Source organism: Pseudomonas nunensis, assembly GCF_024296925.1.
Taxonomy (GTDB): Bacteria; Pseudomonadota; Gammaproteobacteria; order Pseudomonadales; family Pseudomonadaceae; genus Aquipseudomonas; species Aquipseudomonas nunensis.
In genome coordinates, this window is sequence record NZ_CP101125.1 from 6,935,001 (window position 1) to 6,954,609 (window position 19,609).

Sequence of the window (19,609 nt, forward strand, 5' to 3'; positions counted from 1 at the left end):
GGGTCTGTAGCTCAGTTGGTTAGAGCGCACCCCTGATAAGGGTGAGGTCGGCAGTTCGAATCTGCCCAGACCCACCAATTTTGTTATGGGGCCATAGCTCAGCTGGGAGAGCGCCTGCCTTGCACGCAGGAGGTCAACGGTTCGATCCCGTTTGGCTCCACCACTACTGCTTCTGTTTGTTAAAGCTTAGAAATGAGCATTCCAATGTGAATATTGATTTCTAGTCTTTGATTAGATCGTTCTTTAAAAATTTGGGTATGTGATAGAAAGATAGACTGAACGTTACTTTCACTGGTAACGGATCAGGCTAAGGTAAAATTTGTGAGTTCTCTTAATTGAGAAATTCGAATTTTCGGCGAATGTCGTCTTCACAGTATAACCAGATTGCTTGGGGTTATATGGTCAAGTGAAGAAGCGCATACGGTGGATGCCTTGGCAGTCAGAGGCGATGAAAGACGTGGTAGCCTGCGAAAAGCTTCGGGGAGTCGGCAAACAGACTTTGATCCGGAGATGTCTGAATGGGGGAACCCACCTAACATAAGTTAGGTATCTTAAGCTGAATACATAGGCTTAAGAAGCGAACCAGGGGAACTGAAACATCTAAGTACCCTGAGGAAAAGAAATCAACCGAGATTCCCTTAGTAGTGGCGAGCGAACGGGGACTAGCCCTTAAGTGGCTTTGAGATTAGCGGAACGCTCTGGAAAGTGCGGCCATAGTGGGTGATAGCCCTGTACGCGAAAATCTCTTAGTCATGAAATCGAGTAGGACGGAGCACGAGAAACTTTGTCTGAATATGGGGGGACCATCCTCCAAGGCTAAATACTACTGACTGACCGATAGTGAACTAGTACCGTGAGGGAAAGGCGAAAAGAACCCCGGAGAGGGGAGTGAAATAGATCCTGAAACCGTATGCGTACAAGCAGTGGGAGCCCACTTTGTTGGGTGACTGCGTACCTTTTGTATAATGGGTCAGCGACTTATTTTCAGTGGCGAGCTTAACCGAATAGGGGAGGCGTAGCGAAAGCGAGTCTTAATAGGGCGTCTAGTCGCTGGGAATAGACCCGAAACCGGGCGATCTATCCATGGGCAGGTTGAAGGTTGGGTAACACTAACTGGAGGACCGAACCGACTACCGTTGAAAAGTTAGCGGATGACCTGTGGATCGGAGTGAAAGGCTAATCAAGCTCGGAGATAGCTGGTTCTCCTCGAAAGCTATTTAGGTAGCGCCTCATGTATCACTGTAGGGGGTAGAGCACTGTTTCGGCTAGGGGGTCATCCCGACTTACCAAACCGATGCAAACTCCGAATACCTACAAGTGCCGAGCATGGGAGACACACGGCGGGTGCTAACGTCCGTCGTGAAAAGGGAAACAACCCAGACCGTCAGCTAAGGTCCCAAAGTTATGGTTAAGTGGGAAACGATGTGGGAAGGCTTAGACAGCTAGGAGGTTGGCTTAGAAGCAGCCACCCTTTAAAGAAAGCGTAATAGCTCACTAGTCGAGTCGGCCTGCGCGGAAGATGTAACGGGGCTCAAACCATACACCGAAGCTACGGGTATCACTTAGGTGATGCGGTAGAGGAGCGTTCTGTAAGCCTGTGAAGGTGAGTTGAGAAGCTTGCTGGAGGTATCAGAAGTGCGAATGCTGACATGAGTAACGACAATGGGTGTGAAAAACACCCACGCCGAAAGACCAAGGTTTCCTGCGCAACGTTAATCGACGCAGGGTTAGTCGGTCCCTAAGGCGAGGCTGAAAAGCGTAGTCGATGGAAAACAGGTTAATATTCCTGTACTTCTGGTTATTGCGATGGAGGGACGGAGAAGGCTAGGCCAGCTTGGCGTTGGTTGTCCAAGTTTAAGGTGGTAGGCTGGAATCTTAGGTAAATCCGGGATTCTAAGGCCGAGAGCTGATGACGAGTGTTCTTTTAGAACACGAAGTGGTTGATGCCATGCTTCCAAGAAAAGCTTCTAAGCTTCAGGTAACCAGGAACCGTACCCCAAACCGACACAGGTGGTTGGGTAGAGAATACCAAGGCGCTTGAGAGAACTCGGGTGAAGGAACTAGGCAAAATGGCACCGTAACTTCGGGAGAAGGTGCGCCGGTGAGGGTGAAGCATTTACTGCGTAAGCCCATGCCGGTCGAAGATACCAGGCCGCTGCGACTGTTTATTAAAAACACAGCACTCTGCAAACACGAAAGTGGACGTATAGGGTGTGACGCCTGCCCGGTGCCGGAAGGTTAATTGATGGGGTTAGCTAACGCGAAGCTCTTGATCGAAGCCCCGGTAAACGGCGGCCGTAACTATAACGGTCCTAAGGTAGCGAAATTCCTTGTCGGGTAAGTTCCGACCTGCACGAATGGCGTAACGATGGCGGCGCTGTCTCCACCCGAGACTCAGTGAAATTGAAATCGCTGTGAAGATGCAGTGTATCCGCGGCTAGACGGAAAGACCCCGTGAACCTTTACTATAGCTTTGCACTGGACTTTGAATTTGCTTGTGTAGGATAGGTGGGAGGCTTTGAAGCGTGGACGCCAGTTCGCGTGGAGCCAACCTTGAAATACCACCCTGGCAACTTTGAGGTTCTAACTCAGGTCCGTTATCCGGATCGAGGACAGTGTATGGTGGGTAGTTTGACTGGGGCGGTCTCCTCCTAAAGAGTAACGGAGGAGTACGAAGGTGCGCTCAGACCGGTCGGAAATCGGTCGTAGAGTATAAAGGCAAAAGCGCGCTTGACTGCGAGACAGACACGTCGAGCAGGTACGAAAGTAGGTCTTAGTGATCCGGTGGTTCTGTATGGAAGGGCCATCGCTCAACGGATAAAAGGTACTCCGGGGATAACAGGCTGATACCGCCCAAGAGTTCATATCGACGGCGGTGTTTGGCACCTCGATGTCGGCTCATCACATCCTGGGGCTGAAGCCGGTCCCAAGGGTATGGCTGTTCGCCATTTAAAGTGGTACGCGAGCTGGGTTTAGAACGTCGTGAGACAGTTCGGTCCCTATCTGCCGTGGACGTTTGAGATTTGAGAGGGGCTGCTCCTAGTACGAGAGGACCGGAGTGGACGAACCTCTGGTGTTCCGGTTGTCACGCCAGTGGCATTGCCGGGTAGCTATGTTCGGAATAGATAACCGCTGAAAGCATCTAAGCGGGAAACTAGCCTCAAGATGAGATCTCACTGGGACCTTGAGTCCCCTGAAGGGCCGTCGAAGACTACGACGTTGATAGGTTGGGTGTGTAAGCGCTGTGAGGCGTTGAGCTAACCAATACTAATTGCCCGTGAGGCTTGACCATATAACACCCAAGCAATTTGCTTGCTTCGAGCTGAAAAGCGAAAGAGCACCAGATTGCGGTGTGTGAAGACGAAACGAACCGAAAGTTCGAAACTGCTCACAAAACACCGAGATCTATCACATACCCATTCGCTGGAGCGTAAACCCGCAAGGGCAAACGAGCCGGCTCCCGAATTTCTTGACGACCATAGAGCATTGGAACCACCTGATCCCATCCCGAACTCAGCAGTGAAACGATGCATCGCCGATGGTAGTGTGGGGTTTCCCCATGTGAGAGTAGGTCATCGTCAAGATTAAATTCCGAAACCCCTATCTGCGTATGCAGGTAGGGGTTTTGTTTTGCCCGAAGAAAAATCCGACCAATAGGGTTTCTATGCAACGGCTCGGGGCATGGCTATCATTCGGGCCTCATTGTGAGGCGAGACTTGCATGCTGACGTTGTTAAAGCTTCTCAAGGATGGCAGATTCCATTCAGGCCAGGCCTTGGGCATCGCTCTGGGTATTAGCCGTAGTGCGGTATGGAAACAGCTCCAGCATCTGGAGGCTGAGTTGGGTTTATCAATCCATAAGGTGCGCGGACGCGGCTATCAATTGGCTGCGCCATTGACGCTGCTCGATCCTGTTGAAATAGACTGTAAGTCGCCCACTTGCGGTTGGCCTGTCCAGGTCTTCGATTCTATCGACTCCACTAACGCCGAAGCCCTGCGCGCAATCGAGCGGGGGCAAGCTGCGCCTTTTTTGGTGATTGCAGAGCGGCAAACGGCTGGTCGCGGACGGCGAGGTCGTAAGTGGGTGAGTCCATTCGCGGAAAACATCTATTACAGCCTGGTGCTGCGCATCGAAGGTGGGATGCGACAGCTAGAGGGCTTGAGTCTGGTCGTTGGGCTCGCCGTAATGCACTCCCTACGAAAACAGGGTGTTCCTGGTGTCGGACTGAAGTGGCCTAATGATCTTCTTGTGGGGCAAAAAAAAATCGCCGGCATACTGCTTGAGCTGGTAGGTGATCCCGCGGATGTGTGTCATGTAGTGCTAGGTGTAGGCATCAATGTAAACATGCAGTCGGCTGATGAGGTTGATCAGCAGTGGACGTCCATGCGTCTGGAGTCTGGCCAAGTGTTTGATCGCAATCAGTTGGTAGCGGACCTGGGGCTTGTACTGCAGGCATATCTGAATCGGCATCAGAGCGATGGGTTTGCCGCTATCCATGCTGAGTGGGAGCAAAACCATCTATGGCAAGGGCGAGCCGTGTCGTTGATTGCCGGTGTTAACCAGATAGATGGGGTTGTAATGGGTATCGACAGTCAGGGTGCCTTGCGCTTGAAGGTGGGCGAAGTGGAAAAAATCTTTAGTGGTGGTGAGCTCAGCCTGAGGTTGCGTGATGATTCTTGAGCTCGACTGCGGAAACAGCTTTATCAAGTGGCGTGTGCTGGGTGCGGACGTCCGGCTGGTGGTCGCAGAAGGCGTCGTCGATTCGGATCTTGCGTTGCTGGAGAGTTTGAATCGGCTCAGTGATCTGGTTCTGAATCACTGTCGCCTGGTAAGTGTTAGAACGGGCGAAGAAACCAGCGCTTTGATTTCCCTTCTGAGTCAGGCATTTGGGGTGTCTGTGATATGCGCGGCACCTGCTCGTGAAACATCCGGCGTGCGTAACGGCTACGAGGATTATGAAAAACTGGGTCTCGATCGCTGGCTTGCGATGCTCGGAGGGTTTCATCTCGCTTCGGGCGCATGCCTTGTGTTGGATTTTGGTACGGCGGTCACTGCTGATTTTATCGCGGGTGACGGAGAACATCTGGGAGGATTCATTTGTCCAGGTATGCCTCTGATGCGTAACCAGCTGCGCACCCACACCCGGCGAATCCGTTACGGGGATCTTGCAGCTGAGCGTGCTCTGGAAAGTCTTGTTCCTGGCCGTACTACCGTGGAAGCAGTTGAGAGGGGGTGTTCCTTGATGCTCCGGGGTTTTGTCCTGACCCAGCTCCAGTTGGCGCGTAGCTACTGGGGGGAGCATTTCACTGTATTCCTTACTGGAGGGGATGCGGACCTGGTTTCTGAAGTAGTGCCTGAAGCCAGGGTGGTTCCTGATCTCGTTTTTGTCGGTTTGGCTATGGCGTGTCCTTTGCCCTGAGGTTCTTATGCGTTGGTTGTTTCTGCTGCTGCTCGTCCTCAATGTGTTTTATTACATCTGGCATCAACAAGAGGCGCCACTTCGCGCGAAAGATGTAACGCCTTTAAGTCTGTATCGAGGTTCCCAGCAGGATATTCGCTTGTTGAGCGAGGCGACTGACGCTACTCGCGATAAGGGAAAGCCTCTTCAGGCGGATAGCGATTGCCTCTATGTGGGAGGTTTTTCCCGTCAGGACACCCAACAAGCAATCGAGCGTCGATTAAATGGCATGGATATCAAGGTTCAGTCATTGCCAAAGGACTCTCCTGAGGCCGGGGGGTTCTGGGTTCGTGTAGCGCCCGAAAGCCGGCGTTTACTGGACGACTCGAAGCTGCAAAACCTTTCCAAAGAATTCAATGAGTTAAAACATAAAATAATGCCGTGCGAGGGGGTTGCACCTGTCGAATAGTTTGCATAGAATGGCGCCCGCTTCGCAGTGAACACCTTTAACGGTGAACATCGCGAAGCGGTGTCAACGCAGCTAACCTCAGGTTTTTTATGAGAAAATGCTTGACAGAAGGCTGGCATGATATAGAATGCCGGCTCGCTTAGGAGGGGTTCCCGAGCGGCCAAAGGGATCAGACTGTAAATCTGACGTCTACGACTTCGAAGGTTCGAATCCTTCCCCCTCCACCATTTTTAGCGAGAGCTGCAAGCTCCGCGGGTATAGTTTAGTGGTAGAACCTCAGCCTTCCAAGCTGATGATGCGGGTTCGATTCCCGCTACCCGCTCCAAGTTTGCAGATCCTGCAAAGTGTTGCGCTCTTGTAGCTCAGTTGGTAGAGCACACCCTTGGTAAGGGTGAGGTCAGCGGTTCAAATCCGCTCAAGAGCTCCATATAACAAGGCAGATATGAAAATATCTGCCTTTGTTTTAATGGCTGATGTTACTTGCTCAATTCTTCTGCTGGGGGTTATTTCGATGGCTAAGGAAAAGTTCGAACGTAATAAGCCGCACGTCAACGTGGGCACCATTGGTCACGTCGACCATGGCAAAACTACTTTGACAGCTGCCTTGACTCGTGTCTGCTCCGAAGTTTTCGGTTCGGCAAAGGTCGACTTCGACAAGATCGATAGCGCCCCAGAAGAAAAAGCTCGTGGTATCACCATCAACACCGCTCACGTTGAATACGATTCGGCCGTGCGTCACTACGCACACGTTGACTGCCCAGGTCACGCTGACTACGTAAAAAACATGATTACCGGTGCTGCTCAGATGGATGGCGCGATCCTGGTTTGCTCGGCCGCTGATGGTCCGATGCCGCAAACTCGTGAGCACATCTTGCTCTCTCGCCAGGTTGGCGTTCCGTACATCGTTGTCTTCCTGAACAAGGCTGACATGGTTGATGATGCTGAGCTGCTTGAGCTGGTTGAGATGGAAGTGCGCGATCTGCTGAGCACTTATGATTTCCCAGGTGATGACACTCCGATCATCATCGGTTCTGCGCTGATGGCGTTGAACGGTCAAGACGACAACGAGATGGGCACAACTGCCGTCAAGAAGTTGGTTGAGACTCTGGATAGCTACATTCCGCAGCCTGAGCGCGCTATCGATAAGCCGTTCCTGATGCCGATCGAGGATGTATTCTCGATTTCCGGTCGCGGCACTGTTGTGACTGGTCGTGTTGAGCGTGGCATTGTCCGCATTCAGGAAGAAGTTGAGATTGTCGGTCTTCGTGATACTGTCAAAACTACTTGCACTGGTGTTGAGATGTTCCGCAAGCTGCTCGACGAAGGTCGTGCTGGCGAGAACTGTGGGGTGCTGCTGCGCGGTACCAAGCGTGATGATGTTGAGCGTGGCCAGGTTCTGGTCAAGCCGGGCACTGTCAAGCCGCACACCAAGTTCACTGCAGAGGTTTACGTTCTGAGCAAGGAAGAAGGCGGGCGCCACACTCCGTTCTTCAAAGGCTACCGTCCACAGTTCTACTTCCGTACTACGGATGTGACCGGTAACTGCGAGCTGCCAGAGGGCGTTGAAATGGTGATGCCGGGTGATAACGTTCAGATGACCGTTACCCTGATCAAAACCATCGCGATGGAAGATGGTCTTCGTTTCGCTATCCGTGAAGGCGGTCGTACCGTCGGCGCTGGTGTCGTAGCTAAAGTCATCGAGTAAGTTGTTGTAATGTCTTTTTCAGGCCGGCATAATGGTCGGCCTGATTTTGTTTTAGGTCAGTAGCTCAATTGGCAGAGCGACGGTCTCCAAAACCGTAGGTTGGGGGTTCGATTCCCTCCTGACCTGCCAGATTCACTTGGTGTGTCTGGCTTTCTTTTCACAGGATCTTCATAGATGACTCCTAAAGCTGAAGCTCAAGGCTCTCGCTTCGATCTGCTCAAGTGGCTAGTAGTAGTCGCTTTGGTGGTTGTTGGCGTTGTTGGCAATCAGTATTACTCTGCTTCGCCGATCCTGTACCGCGTACTAGCTTTGCTCGCCATTGCTGCTGTAGCTGCCTTTGTAGGCCTGCAGACAGTCAAGGGCAAGTCTTTCTTTGTACTGGTTAAGGAAGCTCGCACCGAGATTCGTAAAGTCGTATGGCCAACTCGCCAAGAAACCACGCAGACCACGTTGATTGTAGTGGCTGTTGTTCTGGTTATGGCGTTGCTGTTGTGGGGGCTTGATTCCCTGCTCGGCTGGCTTGTTTCCTTGATCGTCGGCTAAGGGTGTCCCGTGGCTAAGCGTTGGTACGTTGTGCATGCTTACTCCGGTTACGAGAAGCATGTCATGCGCTCGCTGTTAGAGCGCGTAAAGCTGGCTGGCATGGAAGATGGCTTCGGCGAAATTCTGGTTCCCACTGAAGAAGTGGTTGAAATGCGTAATGGCCAGAAACGCAAAAGTGAGCGTAAGTTCTTCCCAGGTTATGTGCTGGTTCAGATGGACATGAATGAGGGTACTTGGCACTTGGTCAAGGATACTCCTCGGGTGATGGGTTTCATCGGCGGTACTGCTGATAAGCCTGCGCCAATCACAGATAAAGAGGCAGAAGCGATTCTGCGTCGTGTTGCTGATGGTAGCGACAAACCGAAGCCGAAGACTCTCTTCGAGCCAGGTGAGTCGGTACGCGTCAACGACGGACCGTTTGCTGATTTTACCGGCACGGTTGAAGAAGTTAACTACGAAAAGAGCCGGATCCAAGTGGCGGTGCTCATTTTCGGTCGCTCTACTCCGGTAGAGCTAGAGTTCAGCCAGGTCGAAAAGGTCTAGCCGAACAAGCATCCCAACCCCGCAGCCCTGGGCTGTGGGGTTTTGTCGTCACTGGGATAAACGCGCAAGTAACCGGGGAGCCTTTCGAGGCGTTCGAACCCGTAATTGGAGTGCCTCATGGCCAAGAAGATTACCGCTTACATCAAGCTGCAAGTGAAGGCCGCTCAGGCTAACCCAAGCCCACCTGTTGGTCCTGCTCTGGGTCAGCACGGCGTGAACATCATGGAATTCTGCAAGGCTTTCAACGCCCGTACTCAGGGTCTTGAAGCAGGTCTGCCGACTCCAGTGATCATCACTGTCTATAGCGACCGTAGCTTCACTTTCGAAACCAAATCCACACCTGCTTCGGTTCTGCTGAAGAAAGCTGCTGGTCTGACTAGCGGTTCGGCTCGTCCGAACACTGTCAAGGTTGGCACCGTTACCCGTGCTCAGCTGGAAGAAATCGCGAAAACCAAAAACGCGGATCTGACTGCAGCTGATATGGACGCGGCCGTGCGTACTATCGCCGGTTCTGCTCGTAGCATGGGCCTTAACGTGGAGGGTGTGTAATGGCTAAGTTGACCAAACGTCAAAAGGCTATCGCCGGCAAAATCGAAGCAGGCAAGTCCTACAACTTTGTAGACGCTGCCGCTCTGCTGGCCGAGCTGTCGACTGTCAAGTTCAGCGAGTCGTTTGACGTTGCTGTAAACCTGGGTGTTGACCCGCGTAAATCCGACCAGGTCGTTCGTAGCGCTACTGTGCTGCCACACGGCACTGGCAAGACTGTTCGCGTTGCTGTGTTCACCCAGGGTCCAGCTGCTGAGGCCGCTCTGGCTGCCGGCGCTGACCGTGTAGGTATGGACGACCTGGCTGCCGAAATGAAAGGCGGCGACCTGAACTATGACGTAGTTATCGCATCCCCGGATGCAATGCGCGTTGTTGGTCAGTTGGGTCAGATCCTCGGTCCACGTGGCCTGATGCCTAACCCTAAAGTCGGCACCGTAACTCCAGACGTAGCTACCGCGGTTAAAAACGCCAAGGCTGGTCAGGTTCGTTATCGCACCGACAAAAACGGCATCATCCACACTTCCGTTGGCAAGGTCGGTTTCGACGCTGTCAAGCTGAAGGAAAACGTTGAAGCCCTGATCGCTGATCTGAAGCGTATCAAGCCGGCTTCCTCGAAAGGCATTTACGTCAAGCGCGTTACCCTGAGCACCACCATGGGTCCAGGTCTGGTCATCGACCAAGGCTCGCTCGACGCGTAAGACACAGGTTGGCGCAAGCGATTGCGCCAATTGAAAGATTGGGGTCCCTGCCTGGCGGGGGCTATCCAAGACCGTAGGCGACGCAAGTCTTAAACCTCAAGCCTACGCAGATGGTGCTCCCGGTTCCTTACCGAATCAGACACCAAAACGACATCCGGCTCCGGTTGGATGAAACGGTAACAAGCAGGAGTTAAACCCGTGGCAATTAAACTCGAAGACAAGAAGGCCATCGTCGCTGAAGTCAACGAGGCTGCCAATGTTGCCCTGTCTGCTGTTGTGGCTGATGCCCGCGGCGTGACAGTAAGCGCTATGACCGGACTCCGTAAAGAGGCTCGTGAAGCTGGCGTTTACGTACGTGTTGTACGTAACACCCTGCTCAAGCGCGCCGTTGCTGGCACTCAATATGACGTGCTCAACGACGTGTTCACTGGCCCGACCTTGATTGCATTCTCCAAAGATCATCCGGGCGCTGCTGCTCGTATCTTCAAAGAGTTCGCAAAAGGTCAGGATAAGTTCGAGATCAAGGCAGCTGCGTTCGAGGGCAAGTTCCTCGCAGCTAATCAGATCGACGTACTGGCAAGTCTGCCGACCCGTGACGAAGCAATTTCTCAGCTGATGAGCGTGATTCAAGGCGCAACCAGCAAATTGGCTCGTACTCTGGCGGCCCTTCGCGACCAGAAAGAAGCTGCCGCAGCCTAAGGCTGAGCGACTCCTTTCAGCGTTTATTGTTTATTTCGATGGCCGCGTAGGCTGTCACCCCAATACAGGAATTTATAGTCATGTCTCTGACTAACGACCAAATCATCGAAGCAATCGGCGAAAAATCCGTTCTGGAAATCGTTGAGCTGATCAAGGCCATGGAAGAGAAGTTCGGCGTTTCCGCTGCCGCTGCTTCCGCTGGTCCAGCTGCTGTCGCTGCTGTTGTTGAAGAACAAACTGAATTCAACGTCATGCTGCTGGAAGCTGGCGAGAAGAAAGTTAACGTGATCAAGGCAGTACGTGAACTGACCGGTCTGGGCTTGAAAGAAGCCAAGGCTGTAGTTGACGGCGCTCCTGGCATGGTACTGGAAGCTGTTTCGAAAGACGCAGCTGACAAAGCCAAAGCCACTCTGGAAGAAGCAGGCGCTAAAGTCGAGCTGAAGTAAGCATCGACTTTGCGTCTCCAGCCCGAGCGTTAAGCGAAAGGCTGATGGCTGGTGGCTCTTGCCACCGGCCTTTTTCCGTTATTGGCAGCCGACTGGGTCGGTGCTGGTAACGAGCTGTAACCACCCGATGCGGTGGCGCAAACCATGGGGTTTGCACGATTTTCTGGCTGCTCCCGTCGGGAGGGGCCAAACAAGCAGGTGACCAAGCTGGGGAACGCTGATGGCTTACTCATATACTGAGAAAAAACGTATCCGCAAGGACTTTAGCAAGTTGCCGGACGTCATGGATGTGCCGTACCTCCTGGCCATCCAGCTGGATTCGTATCGTGAATTCTTGCAAGCGGGAGCGACTAAAGATCAGTTCCGCGACGTGGGCCTGCATGCGGCCTTCAAATCCGTTTTCCCGATCATCAGCTACTCCGGCAATGCTGCGCTGGAGTACGTCGGTTATCGCTTGGGCGAACCGGCATTTGATGTCAAAGAATGCGTATTGCGCGGTGTAACTTACGCCGTACCTTTGCGGGTAAAAGTGCGCCTGATCATTTTCGACAAAGAATCGTCGAACAAAGCGATCAAGGACATCAAAGAGCAAGAAGTCTACATGGGTGAAATCCCCCTGATGACTGAGAACGGTACCTTCGTAATCAACGGTACCGAGCGTGTAATCGTTTCCCAGCTGCACCGTTCCCCGGGCGTGTTCTTCGACCACGACCGTGGCAAGACGCACAGCTCCGGTAAACTGCTGTACTCCGCGCGCATCATTCCTTACCGCGGTTCGTGGTTGGACTTCGAGTTCGATCCGAAAGACTGCGTGTTCGTGCGTATCGACCGTCGTCGCAAGCTGCCTGCATCGGTATTGCTGCGCGCGCTCGGCTATACCACTGAAGAAGTGCTCGACGCGTTCTACACCACCAACGTTTTCCATCTGAGCGGCGAAACCCTCAGCCTGGAACTGATTGCTTCGCGTCTGCGTGGTGAAATCGCTGTACTTGATATTCAGGACGAGAAGGGCAAGGTCATCGTTGAGGCTGGTCGCCGTATTACTGCGCGCCACATCAACCAGATCGAAAAAGCCGGTCTCAAGACCCTGGAAGTGCCTTTGGACTACGTCCTGGGTCGCACTACCGCCAAGGCCATCGTGCATCCGGCAACCGGCGAAATCCTGGCAGAGTGCAACACCGAGCTGAACACCGAGATCCTGGCAAAAATTGCCAAGGCCCAGGTTGTTCGCATCGAAACGCTGTACACCAACGATATCGACTGCGGTCCGTTCGTCTCCGACACTCTGAAGATCGACTCCACCAGCAACCAATTGGAAGCGCTGGTAGAAATCTATCGCATGATGCGTCCAGGCGAGCCGCCAACCAAAGACGCTGCCGAGACTCTGTTCAACAACCTGTTCTTCAGCCCTGAGCGCTATGACCTGTCTGCGGTCGGCCGGATGAAGTTCAACCGTCGTATCGGTCGTACCGAGATCGAAGGTTCGGGCGTGTTGTGCAAAGAAGACATCGTCGCGGTTCTGAAGACTTTGGTCGACATCCGTAACGGTAAAGGCATCGTCGATGACATCGACCACCTGGGTAACCGTCGTGTTCGCTGTGTAGGCGAAATGGCCGAGAACCAGTTCCGCGTTGGCCTGGTACGTGTTGAGCGTGCGGTCAAAGAGCGTCTGTCGATGGCTGAAAGCGAAGGCCTGATGCCGCAAGACCTGATCAACGCCAAGCCAGTGGCTGCGGCGGTGAAAGAGTTCTTCGGTTCCAGCCAGCTTTCCCAGTTCATGGACCAGAACAACCCGCTGTCCGAGATCACCCACAAGCGTCGTGTGTCTGCACTCGGCCCTGGCGGTTTGACTCGTGAGCGTGCTGGCTTTGAAGTTCGTGACGTACACCCGACTCACTACGGTCGTGTATGCCCGATTGAAACGCCGGAAGGTCCGAACATCGGCCTGATCAACTCCCTGGCTGCCTATGCGCGCACCAACCAGTACGGCTTCCTCGAGAGCCCGTACCGAGTGGTGAAAGACGCTCTGGTCACCGACGAGATCGTATTCCTGTCCGCCATCGAAGAAGCTGATCACGTGATCGCTCAGGCTTCGGCCACGATGAACGACAAGAAAATGCTGATCGACGAACTGGTAGCTGTTCGTCACTTGAACGAGTTCACCGTCAAGGCGCCGGAAGACGTCACCTTGATGGACGTATCGCCGAAGCAGGTAGTTTCGGTTGCAGCGTCGCTGATCCCGTTCCTCGAGCACGATGACGCCAACCGTGCGTTGATGGGTTCGAACATGCAGCGTCAAGCTGTACCAACCCTGCGCGCTGACAAGCCGCTGGTCGGTACCGGCATGGAGCGTAACGTAGCTCGTGACTCCGGCGTTTGCGTCGTGGCTCGTCGTGGCGGCGTGATCGACTCTGTAGATGCAAGCCGTATCGTGGTTCGTGTTGCTGATGACGAAGTTGAAACCGGTGAAGCTGGTGTCGACATCTACAACCTGACCAAATACACCCGCTCCAACCAGAACACCTGCATCAACCAGCGTCCGCTGGTGCGTAAAGGTGATCGGGTTCAGCGCAGCGACATCATGGCCGATGGTCCGTCCACCGACATGGGTGAGCTGGCACTGGGTCAGAACATGCGCATCGCGTTCATGGCCTGGAACGGTTACAACTTCGAAGACTCCATCTGCCTGTCGGAACGAGTTGTTCAAGAAGATCGCTTCACCACGATCCACATTCAGGAACTGACCTGTGTGGCGCGTGACACCAAGCTTGGGCCAGAGGAAATCACTGCAGACATCCCGAACGTGGGTGAAGCTGCACTGAACAAGCTGGACGAAGCCGGTATCGTTTACGTAGGTGCTGAAGTTGGCGCAGGCGACATCCTGGTTGGTAAGGTCACTCCGAAAGGCGAGACCCAACTGACTCCGGAAGAGAAGCTGTTGCGTGCCATCTTCGGTGAAAAAGCCAGCGACGTTAAAGACACCTCCCTGCGCGTGCCTACCGGCACCAAGGGTACCGTCATCGACGTACAGGTCTTCACTCGTGACGGCGTTGAGCGTGATGCTCGTGCGCTGTCCATCGAGAAGACTCAACTCGACGAGATCCGCAAGGACCTGAACGAAGAGTTCCGTATCGTTGAAGGCGCAACTTTCGAACGTCTGCGTTCCGCTCTGGTCGGCCACAAAGCCGAAGGCGGCGCCGGCCTGAAGAAAGGTCAGGACATCACCGACGAAGTTCTCGACGGTCTTGAGCATGGTCAGTGGTTCAAACTGCGCATGACTGAAGATGCTCTGAACGAGCAGCTCGAGAAGGCTCAGGCCTACATCGTTGATCGTCGCCGTCTGCTGGACGACAAGTTCGAAGACAAGAAGCGCAAACTGCAGCAGGGCGATGACCTGGCTCCAGGCGTGCTGAAAATCGTCAAGGTTTACCTGGCAATCCGTCGCCGCATCCAGCCGGGCGACAAGATGGCCGGTCGTCACGGTAACAAAGGTGTGGTCTCCGTGATCATGCCGGTTGAAGACATGCCGCACGATGCCAATGGCACCCCGGTCGACGTCGTCCTCAACCCGTTGGGCGTACCTTCGCGTATGAACGTTGGTCAGATCCTTGAAACCCACCTCGGCCTCGCGGCTAAAGGTCTGGGCGAGAAGATCAACCGGATGATCGAAGAGCAGCGCAAAGTCGCTGAGCTTCGTAAATTCCTCGACGAGATCTACAACCAGATCGGCGGTCGTAACGAAGATCTGGATAGCTTCTCTGACCAGGAAATCCTGGATCTGGCGAAGAACCTGCGTGGCGGCGTTCCAATGGCCACTCCAGTGTTCGACGGCGCCAAGGAAAGCGAAATCAAGGCCATGCTGAAACTGGCAGACCTGCCAGAAAGCGGCCAGATGCAGCTGACCGACGGCCGTACCGGCAACAAGTTCGAGCGCCCGGTTACTGTTGGCTACATGTACATGCTGAAGCTGAACCACTTGGTAGACGACAAGATGCACGCTCGTTCTACCGGTTCGTACAGCCTGGTTACCCAGCAGCCGCTGGGTGGTAAGGCACAGTTCGGTGGTCAGCGTTTCGGGGAGATGGAGGTCTGGGCACTGGAAGCATACGGTGCTGCTTACACTCTGCAAGAAATGCTCACAGTGAAGTCGGACGATGTGAACGGCCGTACCAAGATGTACAAAAACATCGTGGATGGCGATCACCGTATGGAGCCGGGCATGCCCGAGTCTTTCAACGTGTTGATCAAGGAAATTCGTTCCCTCGGCATCGATATCGATCTGGAAACCGAATAACACGTGACGCGAATCGAGAGCGGGGCAGGATTGCCCGCTCTCTGCTCCGCCAGGAGGAAAGGCCTTGAAAGACCTACTGAATTTGCTGAAAAACCAGGGTCAAGTCGAAGAGTTCGACGCCATCCGTATTGGATTGGCATCGCCTGAGATGATCCGTTCGTGGTCGTTCGGTGAAGTTAAAAAGCCGGAAACCATTAACTACCGTACGTTCAAACCTGAACGTGACGGCCTGTTCTGCGCCAAGATTTTTGGCCCGGTAAAGGATTACGAGTGCCTGTGCGGTAAGTACAAGCGCTTGAAGCACCGCGGTGTGATCTGCGAGAAGTGCGGCGTTGAAGTCGCTCTGGCTAAAGTTCGTCGTGAGCGCATGGCGCACATCGAACTGGCTTCGCCGGTTGCCCACATCTGGTTCCTGAAATCGCTGCCGTCGCGTATCGGCTTGCTGATGGACATGACCCTGCGTGATATCGAACGCGTTCTCTACTTCGAGAGCTACGTCGTTATCGACCCAGGCATGACCACCCTTGAAAAAGGTCAGCTGCTGAACGATGAGCAGTACTTCGAAGCGCTGGAAGAGTTCGGCGACGATTTCGATGCCCGCATGGGTGCCGAAGCTGTCCGCGAACTGCTGCACGCTATCGACCTGGAACACGAGATTGGCCGTCTGCGCGAAGAAATTCCGCAAACCAACTCCGAAACCAAAATCAAGAAGCTGTCCAAGCGTCTGAAGTTGATGGAAGCCTTCCAGGGTTCCGGCAACCTTCCAGAATGGATGGTGCTGACCGTTCTGCCGGTTCTGCCGCCAGATCTGCGTCCACTGGTCCCGCTGGATGGCGGTCGCTTCGCGACTTCCGACCTCAACGATCTGTATCGTCGAGTGATCAACCGTAACAACCGCTTGAAGCGCCTGCTTGATCTGTCCGCTCCGGACATCATCGTGCGCAACGAAAAGCGTATGTTGCAGGAAGCCGTCGATGCACTGCTCGACAACGGTCGTCGTGGCCGCGCTATCACAGGTTCCAACAAGCGTCCTCTGAAATCCCTGGCTGACATGATCAAGGGTAAGCAAGGTCGTTTCCGTCAGAACTTGCTCGGTAAGCGTGTTGACTACTCCGGTCGTTCGGTAATTACCGTAGGTCCGACCCTGCGTCTGCACCAGTGCGGTCTGCCGAAGAAAATGGCTCTCGAGCTGTTCAAGCCGTTCATTTTCGGCAAGCTGGAAATGCGTGGTCTCGCTACCACCATCAAAGCTGCCAAGAAGATGGTTGAGCGCGAGCTGCCAGAGGTTTGGGACGTTCTCGCTGAAGTGATCCGTGAACACCCGGTTCTCCTCAACCGTGCACCGACCCTTCACCGTCTGGGTATCCAGGCGTTTGAACCAGTACTGATCGAAGGTAAGGCTATCCAGCTGCACCCTCTGGTCTGTGCTGCGTACAACGCCGACTTCGACGGCGACCAAATGGCCGTGCACGTACCGCTGACACTGGAAGCCCAGTTGGAAGCGCGTGCGTTGATGATGTCGACCAACAACATTCTGTCGCCAGCCAACGGTGAGCCAATCATCGTTCCGTCGCAGGACGTTGTATTGGGTCTGTACTACATGACTCGTGAAGCGATCAACGCCAAGGGCGAAGGTCGTGTGTTCGCGGATCTGCAAGAAGTTGACCGTGTGTTCCGTGCCGGTGAAGCCGCACTGCACGCTAAAGTCAAAGTGCGGATCAACGAAACCGTCAACGATCGTGATGGTGGCAGCGTCAAGAACACCCGTATCGTCGACACCACTGTTGGCCGTGCGCTGTTGTTCCAGGTTGTTCCACCTGGCCTGTCGTACGACGTCGTCAACCAGCCGATGAAGAAAAAGGCGATCTCCAAGCTGATCAACCAGTGCTACCGCGTGGTTGGTTTGAAAGAGACCGTGATCTTCGCTGACCAGTTGATGTACACCGGTTTTGCCTATTCGACCATTTCCGGCGTTTCCATCGGTGTTAACGACTTCGTTATCCCGGATGAAAAAGCCCGCATCATCAATGCTGCAACTGATGAAGTGAAAGAGATCGAAAGTCAGTACGCCTCCGGCCTGGTAACCCAGGGCGAGAAGTACAACAAAGTGATCGACCTTTGGTCCAAGGCGAACGACGAAGTTTCCAAGGCGATGATGGCCAACCTCTCGAAAGAGAAAGTCATCGACCGCCATGGCGTCGAAGTCGACCAAGAGTCCTTCAACTCGATGTACATGATGGCCGACTCGGGCGCACGGGGTTCTGCTGCGCAGATCCGTCAGCTCGCCGGTATGCGTGGCCTGATGGCCAAGCCGGACGGTTCCATCATCGAAACGCCGATTACTGCGAACTTCCGTGAAGGTTTGAGCGTACTTCAGTACTTCATCTCGACTCACGGTGCTCGTAAAGGTTTGGCGGATACCGCGTTGAAAACTGCGAACTCCGGTTACCTGACTCGTCGTCTGGTAGACGTGGCGCAGGATCTGGTTGTGACCGAGATCGATTGCGGCACCGAGCATGGCCTGGTAATGACTCCGCACATTGAAGGCGGTGACGTTGTCGAGCCGCTGGGTGAGCGCGTATTGGGTCGTGTCATTGCCCGTGACGTGTTCAAGCCAGGTACCGAAGAAATCATCGTTCCTGCCGGCACTCTGGTAGACGAGAAGTGGGTTGAGTTCATCGAGCTGAACAGCATCGATGAAGTGATCGTGCGTTCGCCGATCAGCTGCGAAACCCGCTACGGCATTTGCGCCAAGTGCTACGGCCGTGACTTGGCTCGTGGTCACCAGGTGAACATCGGTGAAGCGGTCGGCGTTATCGCTGCCCAGTCCATCGGTGAGCCGGGTACCCAGCTGACCATGCGTACGTTCCACATCGGTGGTGCGGCAAGCCGGACCTCCGCAGCTGACAGCGTTCAGGTGAAGAATGGCGGTACCGTCCGTCTGCATAACCTGAAGCACGTTGAGCGAGTGGATGGTTGCCTGGTTGCTGTGTCCCGTTCCGGTGAGCTGGCAATCGCTGATGACTTCGGTCGTGAGCGCGAGCGTTACAAGCTGCCGTACGGTGCTGTGATTTCGGTTAAAGAAGGTGACAAGGTCGACGCTGGCGCAATCGTGGCCAAGTGGGATCCGCACACTCACCCAATCGTTACCGAAATGAAAGGTACCGTGACCTACGTGGGCATGGAAGAAGGCATCACGATCAAGCGTCAGACTGACGAATTGACCGGTATGACCAACATTGAAGTACTCGACGCCAAAGACCGTCCAGCTGCCGGTAAGGACATCCGTCCTGCCGTTAAGATGGTCGGTGTCGATGGCAAGGATCTGCTGCTGCCAGGTACCGACGTACCGGCTCAGTACTTCCTGCCGGCTAACGCTCTGGTTGGTGTAGCGGATGGTGTGCAGGTTGCGATCGGTGATGTTATCGCCCGTATCCCGCAAGAAACTTCGAAAACACGCGACATCACCGGTGGTCTGCCGCGTGTTGCCGACTTGTTCGAAGCCCGTCGTCCGAAAGAAGCCTCGATCCTGGCTGAAGTCAGCGGCACCATTGCGTTCGGTAAAGAGACCAAAGGCAAGCGCCGTCTGGTTATCACTCCGAACGACGGTACCGATCCGTACGAAGAGCTGATTCCGAAGTGGCGTCACCTGAACGTCTTCGAAGGCGAACAGGTAAACCGCGGCGAAGTTATCTCCGACGGCCCGAGCGATCCACACGACATCCTGCGTCTGCTGGGTGTGAGTGCGCTGGCCAAGTACATCGTGAACGAGATCCAGGACGTTTATCGTCTGCAGGGCGTGAAGATCAACGATAAGCACATCGAGACCATCCTGCGTCAGATGCTGCGTAAAGTTGAAATCGCTGAATCCGGCGACTCGACTTTCATCAAGGGCGACCAGATGGAGTTGACTCACGTTCTGGTAGAGAACGAGCGTCTGGCTGGCGACGAGAAATTCGTTTCCAAGTTCACTCGCGTGCTGTTGGGTATCACCAAGGCGTCGTTGTCCACCGAATCGTTCATCTCGGCGGCTTCCTTCCAGGAAACCACTCGCGTACTGACCGAAGCGGCGGTAACCGGCAAGCGCGATTACCTGCGCGGCCTGAAAGAAAACGTGGTTGTGGGTCGTCTGATCCCGGCCGGTACCGGTCTGGCTTATCACAGCGAGCGCAAGCGCCGCCGTGATGCTGACAAACCGTTGCGCGTAAGCGCCAGTGAAGTGGAAGCTGCACTGACCGAAGCATTGAACTCGAGCGGTAACTGAGTTC

General features: G+C 54.2%; 12 protein-coding genes, 6 tRNA genes and 2 rRNA genes. All 20 read left to right on the top strand.

Annotated features, from left to right (window positions below):
- The 20 genes from NK667_RS30615 (at position 1) to rpoC (ending at position 19,605) form a co-directional block, all read left to right on the top strand.
- Positions 1 to 77: transfer RNA gene (locus tag NK667_RS30615), tRNA-Ile, on the top strand.
- 10 nt (positions 78 to 87) lie between these two features.
- Positions 88 to 163: transfer RNA gene (locus NK667_RS30620), tRNA-Ala, on the top strand.
- Between the two features lie 237 nt (positions 164 to 400).
- Positions 401 to 3,292, top strand: a 23S ribosomal RNA gene (locus NK667_RS30625).
- Positions 3,293 to 3,468: 176 nt separating this feature from the next.
- Positions 3,469 to 3,584, top strand: a 5S ribosomal RNA gene (gene rrf / locus NK667_RS30630).
- 136 nt (positions 3,585 to 3,720) lie between these two features.
- The gene (gene birA / locus NK667_RS30635) at positions 3,721 to 4,680 is read left to right on the top strand and encodes a bifunctional biotin--[acetyl-CoA-carboxylase] ligase/biotin operon repressor BirA (protein WP_054616807.1); all 960 of its coding nucleotides are present in this window, start codon (positions 3,721 to 3,723) and stop codon (positions 4,678 to 4,680) included.
- Positions 4,670 to 5,419 (top strand): pantothenate kinase, encoded by a 750-nt coding sequence (locus NK667_RS30640; protein ID WP_054616806.1) that lies wholly within the window; start codon positions 4,670 to 4,672, stop codon positions 5,417 to 5,419. Before birA ends, NK667_RS30640 begins: the two co-directional genes overlap by 11 nt.
- Positions 5,420 to 5,426: 7 nt before the next feature.
- Complete coding sequence (locus tag NK667_RS30645) at positions 5,427 to 5,867, top strand: hypothetical protein (RefSeq protein ID WP_054616805.1); 441 nt, start codon at positions 5,427 to 5,429, stop codon at positions 5,865 to 5,867.
- A gap of 142 nt (positions 5,868 to 6,009) precedes the next feature.
- Positions 6,010 to 6,094, top strand: a tRNA-Tyr gene (locus NK667_RS30650).
- Between the two features lie 24 nt (positions 6,095 to 6,118).
- Positions 6,119 to 6,192: transfer RNA gene (locus NK667_RS30655), tRNA-Gly, on the top strand.
- A 26-nt stretch (positions 6,193 to 6,218) separates the two neighbouring features.
- A tRNA-Thr gene (locus NK667_RS30660) sits at positions 6,219 to 6,294 on the top strand.
- A gap of 84 nt (positions 6,295 to 6,378) precedes the next feature.
- Entirely contained in the window at positions 6,379 to 7,572 is a 1,194-nt protein-coding gene (gene tuf / locus NK667_RS30665; RefSeq protein ID WP_007896619.1) for an elongation factor Tu, read from the top strand.
- A 53-nt stretch (positions 7,573 to 7,625) separates the two neighbouring features.
- Positions 7,626 to 7,701 (top strand) — tRNA-Trp (locus NK667_RS30670).
- A gap of 45 nt (positions 7,702 to 7,746) precedes the next feature.
- Positions 7,747 to 8,115, top strand: coding sequence for a preprotein translocase subunit SecE (gene secE / locus NK667_RS30675; protein ID WP_008145488.1), 369 nt, complete (start codon positions 7,747 to 7,749; stop codon positions 8,113 to 8,115).
- 9 nt (positions 8,116 to 8,124) lie between these two features.
- Positions 8,125 to 8,658 (top strand): transcription termination/antitermination protein NusG, encoded by a 534-nt coding sequence (nusG, locus tag NK667_RS30680; RefSeq protein WP_054052239.1) that lies wholly within the window; start codon positions 8,125 to 8,127, stop codon positions 8,656 to 8,658.
- A 117-nt stretch (positions 8,659 to 8,775) separates the two neighbouring features.
- On the top strand, positions 8,776 to 9,207 hold the full coding sequence (gene rplK / locus NK667_RS30685; RefSeq protein WP_003228756.1) for a 50S ribosomal protein L11: 432 nt from the start codon (positions 8,776 to 8,778) through the stop codon (positions 9,205 to 9,207).
- Positions 9,207 to 9,902 carry a 50S ribosomal protein L1 gene (rplA, locus tag NK667_RS30690; RefSeq protein WP_007896626.1) on the top strand — a complete coding sequence of 232 codons (696 nt, stop codon included), beginning with the start codon at positions 9,207 to 9,209 and terminating at the stop codon, positions 9,900 to 9,902. Before rplK ends, rplA begins: the two co-directional genes overlap by 1 nt.
- Before the next feature lie 198 nt (positions 9,903 to 10,100).
- Positions 10,101 to 10,601, top strand: a complete 501-nt coding sequence (gene rplJ, locus NK667_RS30695; RefSeq protein WP_054616804.1) for a 50S ribosomal protein L10 — start codon at positions 10,101 to 10,103, stop codon at positions 10,599 to 10,601.
- An 80-nt stretch (positions 10,602 to 10,681) separates the two neighbouring features.
- A complete protein-coding gene (rplL, locus tag NK667_RS30700) occupies positions 10,682 to 11,047 on the top strand; it encodes a 50S ribosomal protein L7/L12 (protein WP_010467258.1) in 366 nt (121 codons plus the stop codon).
- 220 nt (positions 11,048 to 11,267) lie between these two features.
- Positions 11,268 to 15,341 (top strand): DNA-directed RNA polymerase subunit beta, encoded by a 4,074-nt coding sequence (rpoB, locus tag NK667_RS30705; RefSeq protein WP_054052241.1) that lies wholly within the window; start codon positions 11,268 to 11,270, stop codon positions 15,339 to 15,341.
- Between the two features lie 64 nt (positions 15,342 to 15,405).
- Positions 15,406 to 19,605 carry a DNA-directed RNA polymerase subunit beta' gene (gene rpoC / locus NK667_RS30710; RefSeq protein ID WP_054052245.1) on the top strand — a complete coding sequence of 1,400 codons (4,200 nt, stop codon included), beginning with the start codon at positions 15,406 to 15,408 and terminating at the stop codon, positions 19,603 to 19,605.
- Positions 19,606 to 19,609 lie beyond the last annotated feature (4 nt).

Excerpts from the sequence above, each read along its gene's own strand:
- NK667_RS30640 (WP_054616806.1), top strand. The coding sequence starts at position 4,670 with ATGATTCTTGAGCTCGACTGCGGAAACAGCTTTATCAAGTGGCGTGTG.
- NK667_RS30645 (WP_054616805.1), top strand. The coding sequence starts at position 5,427 with ATGCGTTGGTTGTTTCTGCTGCTGCTCGTCCTCAATGTGTTTTATTAC.
- tuf (WP_007896619.1), top strand. The coding sequence starts at position 6,379 with ATGGCTAAGGAAAAGTTCGAACGTAATAAGCCGCACGTCAACGTGGGC.
- secE (WP_008145488.1), top strand. The coding sequence starts at position 7,747 with ATGACTCCTAAAGCTGAAGCTCAAGGCTCTCGCTTCGATCTGCTCAAG.
- rpoB (WP_054052241.1), top strand. The coding sequence starts at position 11,268 with ATGGCTTACTCATATACTGAGAAAAAACGTATCCGCAAGGACTTTAGC.
- rplK (WP_003228756.1), top strand. The coding sequence starts at position 8,776 with ATGGCCAAGAAGATTACCGCTTACATCAAGCTGCAAGTGAAGGCCGCT.
- rplL (WP_010467258.1), top strand. The coding sequence starts at position 10,682 with ATGTCTCTGACTAACGACCAAATCATCGAAGCAATCGGCGAAAAATCC.
- rplA (WP_007896626.1), top strand. The coding sequence starts at position 9,207 with ATGGCTAAGTTGACCAAACGTCAAAAGGCTATCGCCGGCAAAATCGAA.
- birA (WP_054616807.1), top strand. The coding sequence starts at position 3,721 with ATGCTGACGTTGTTAAAGCTTCTCAAGGATGGCAGATTCCATTCAGGC.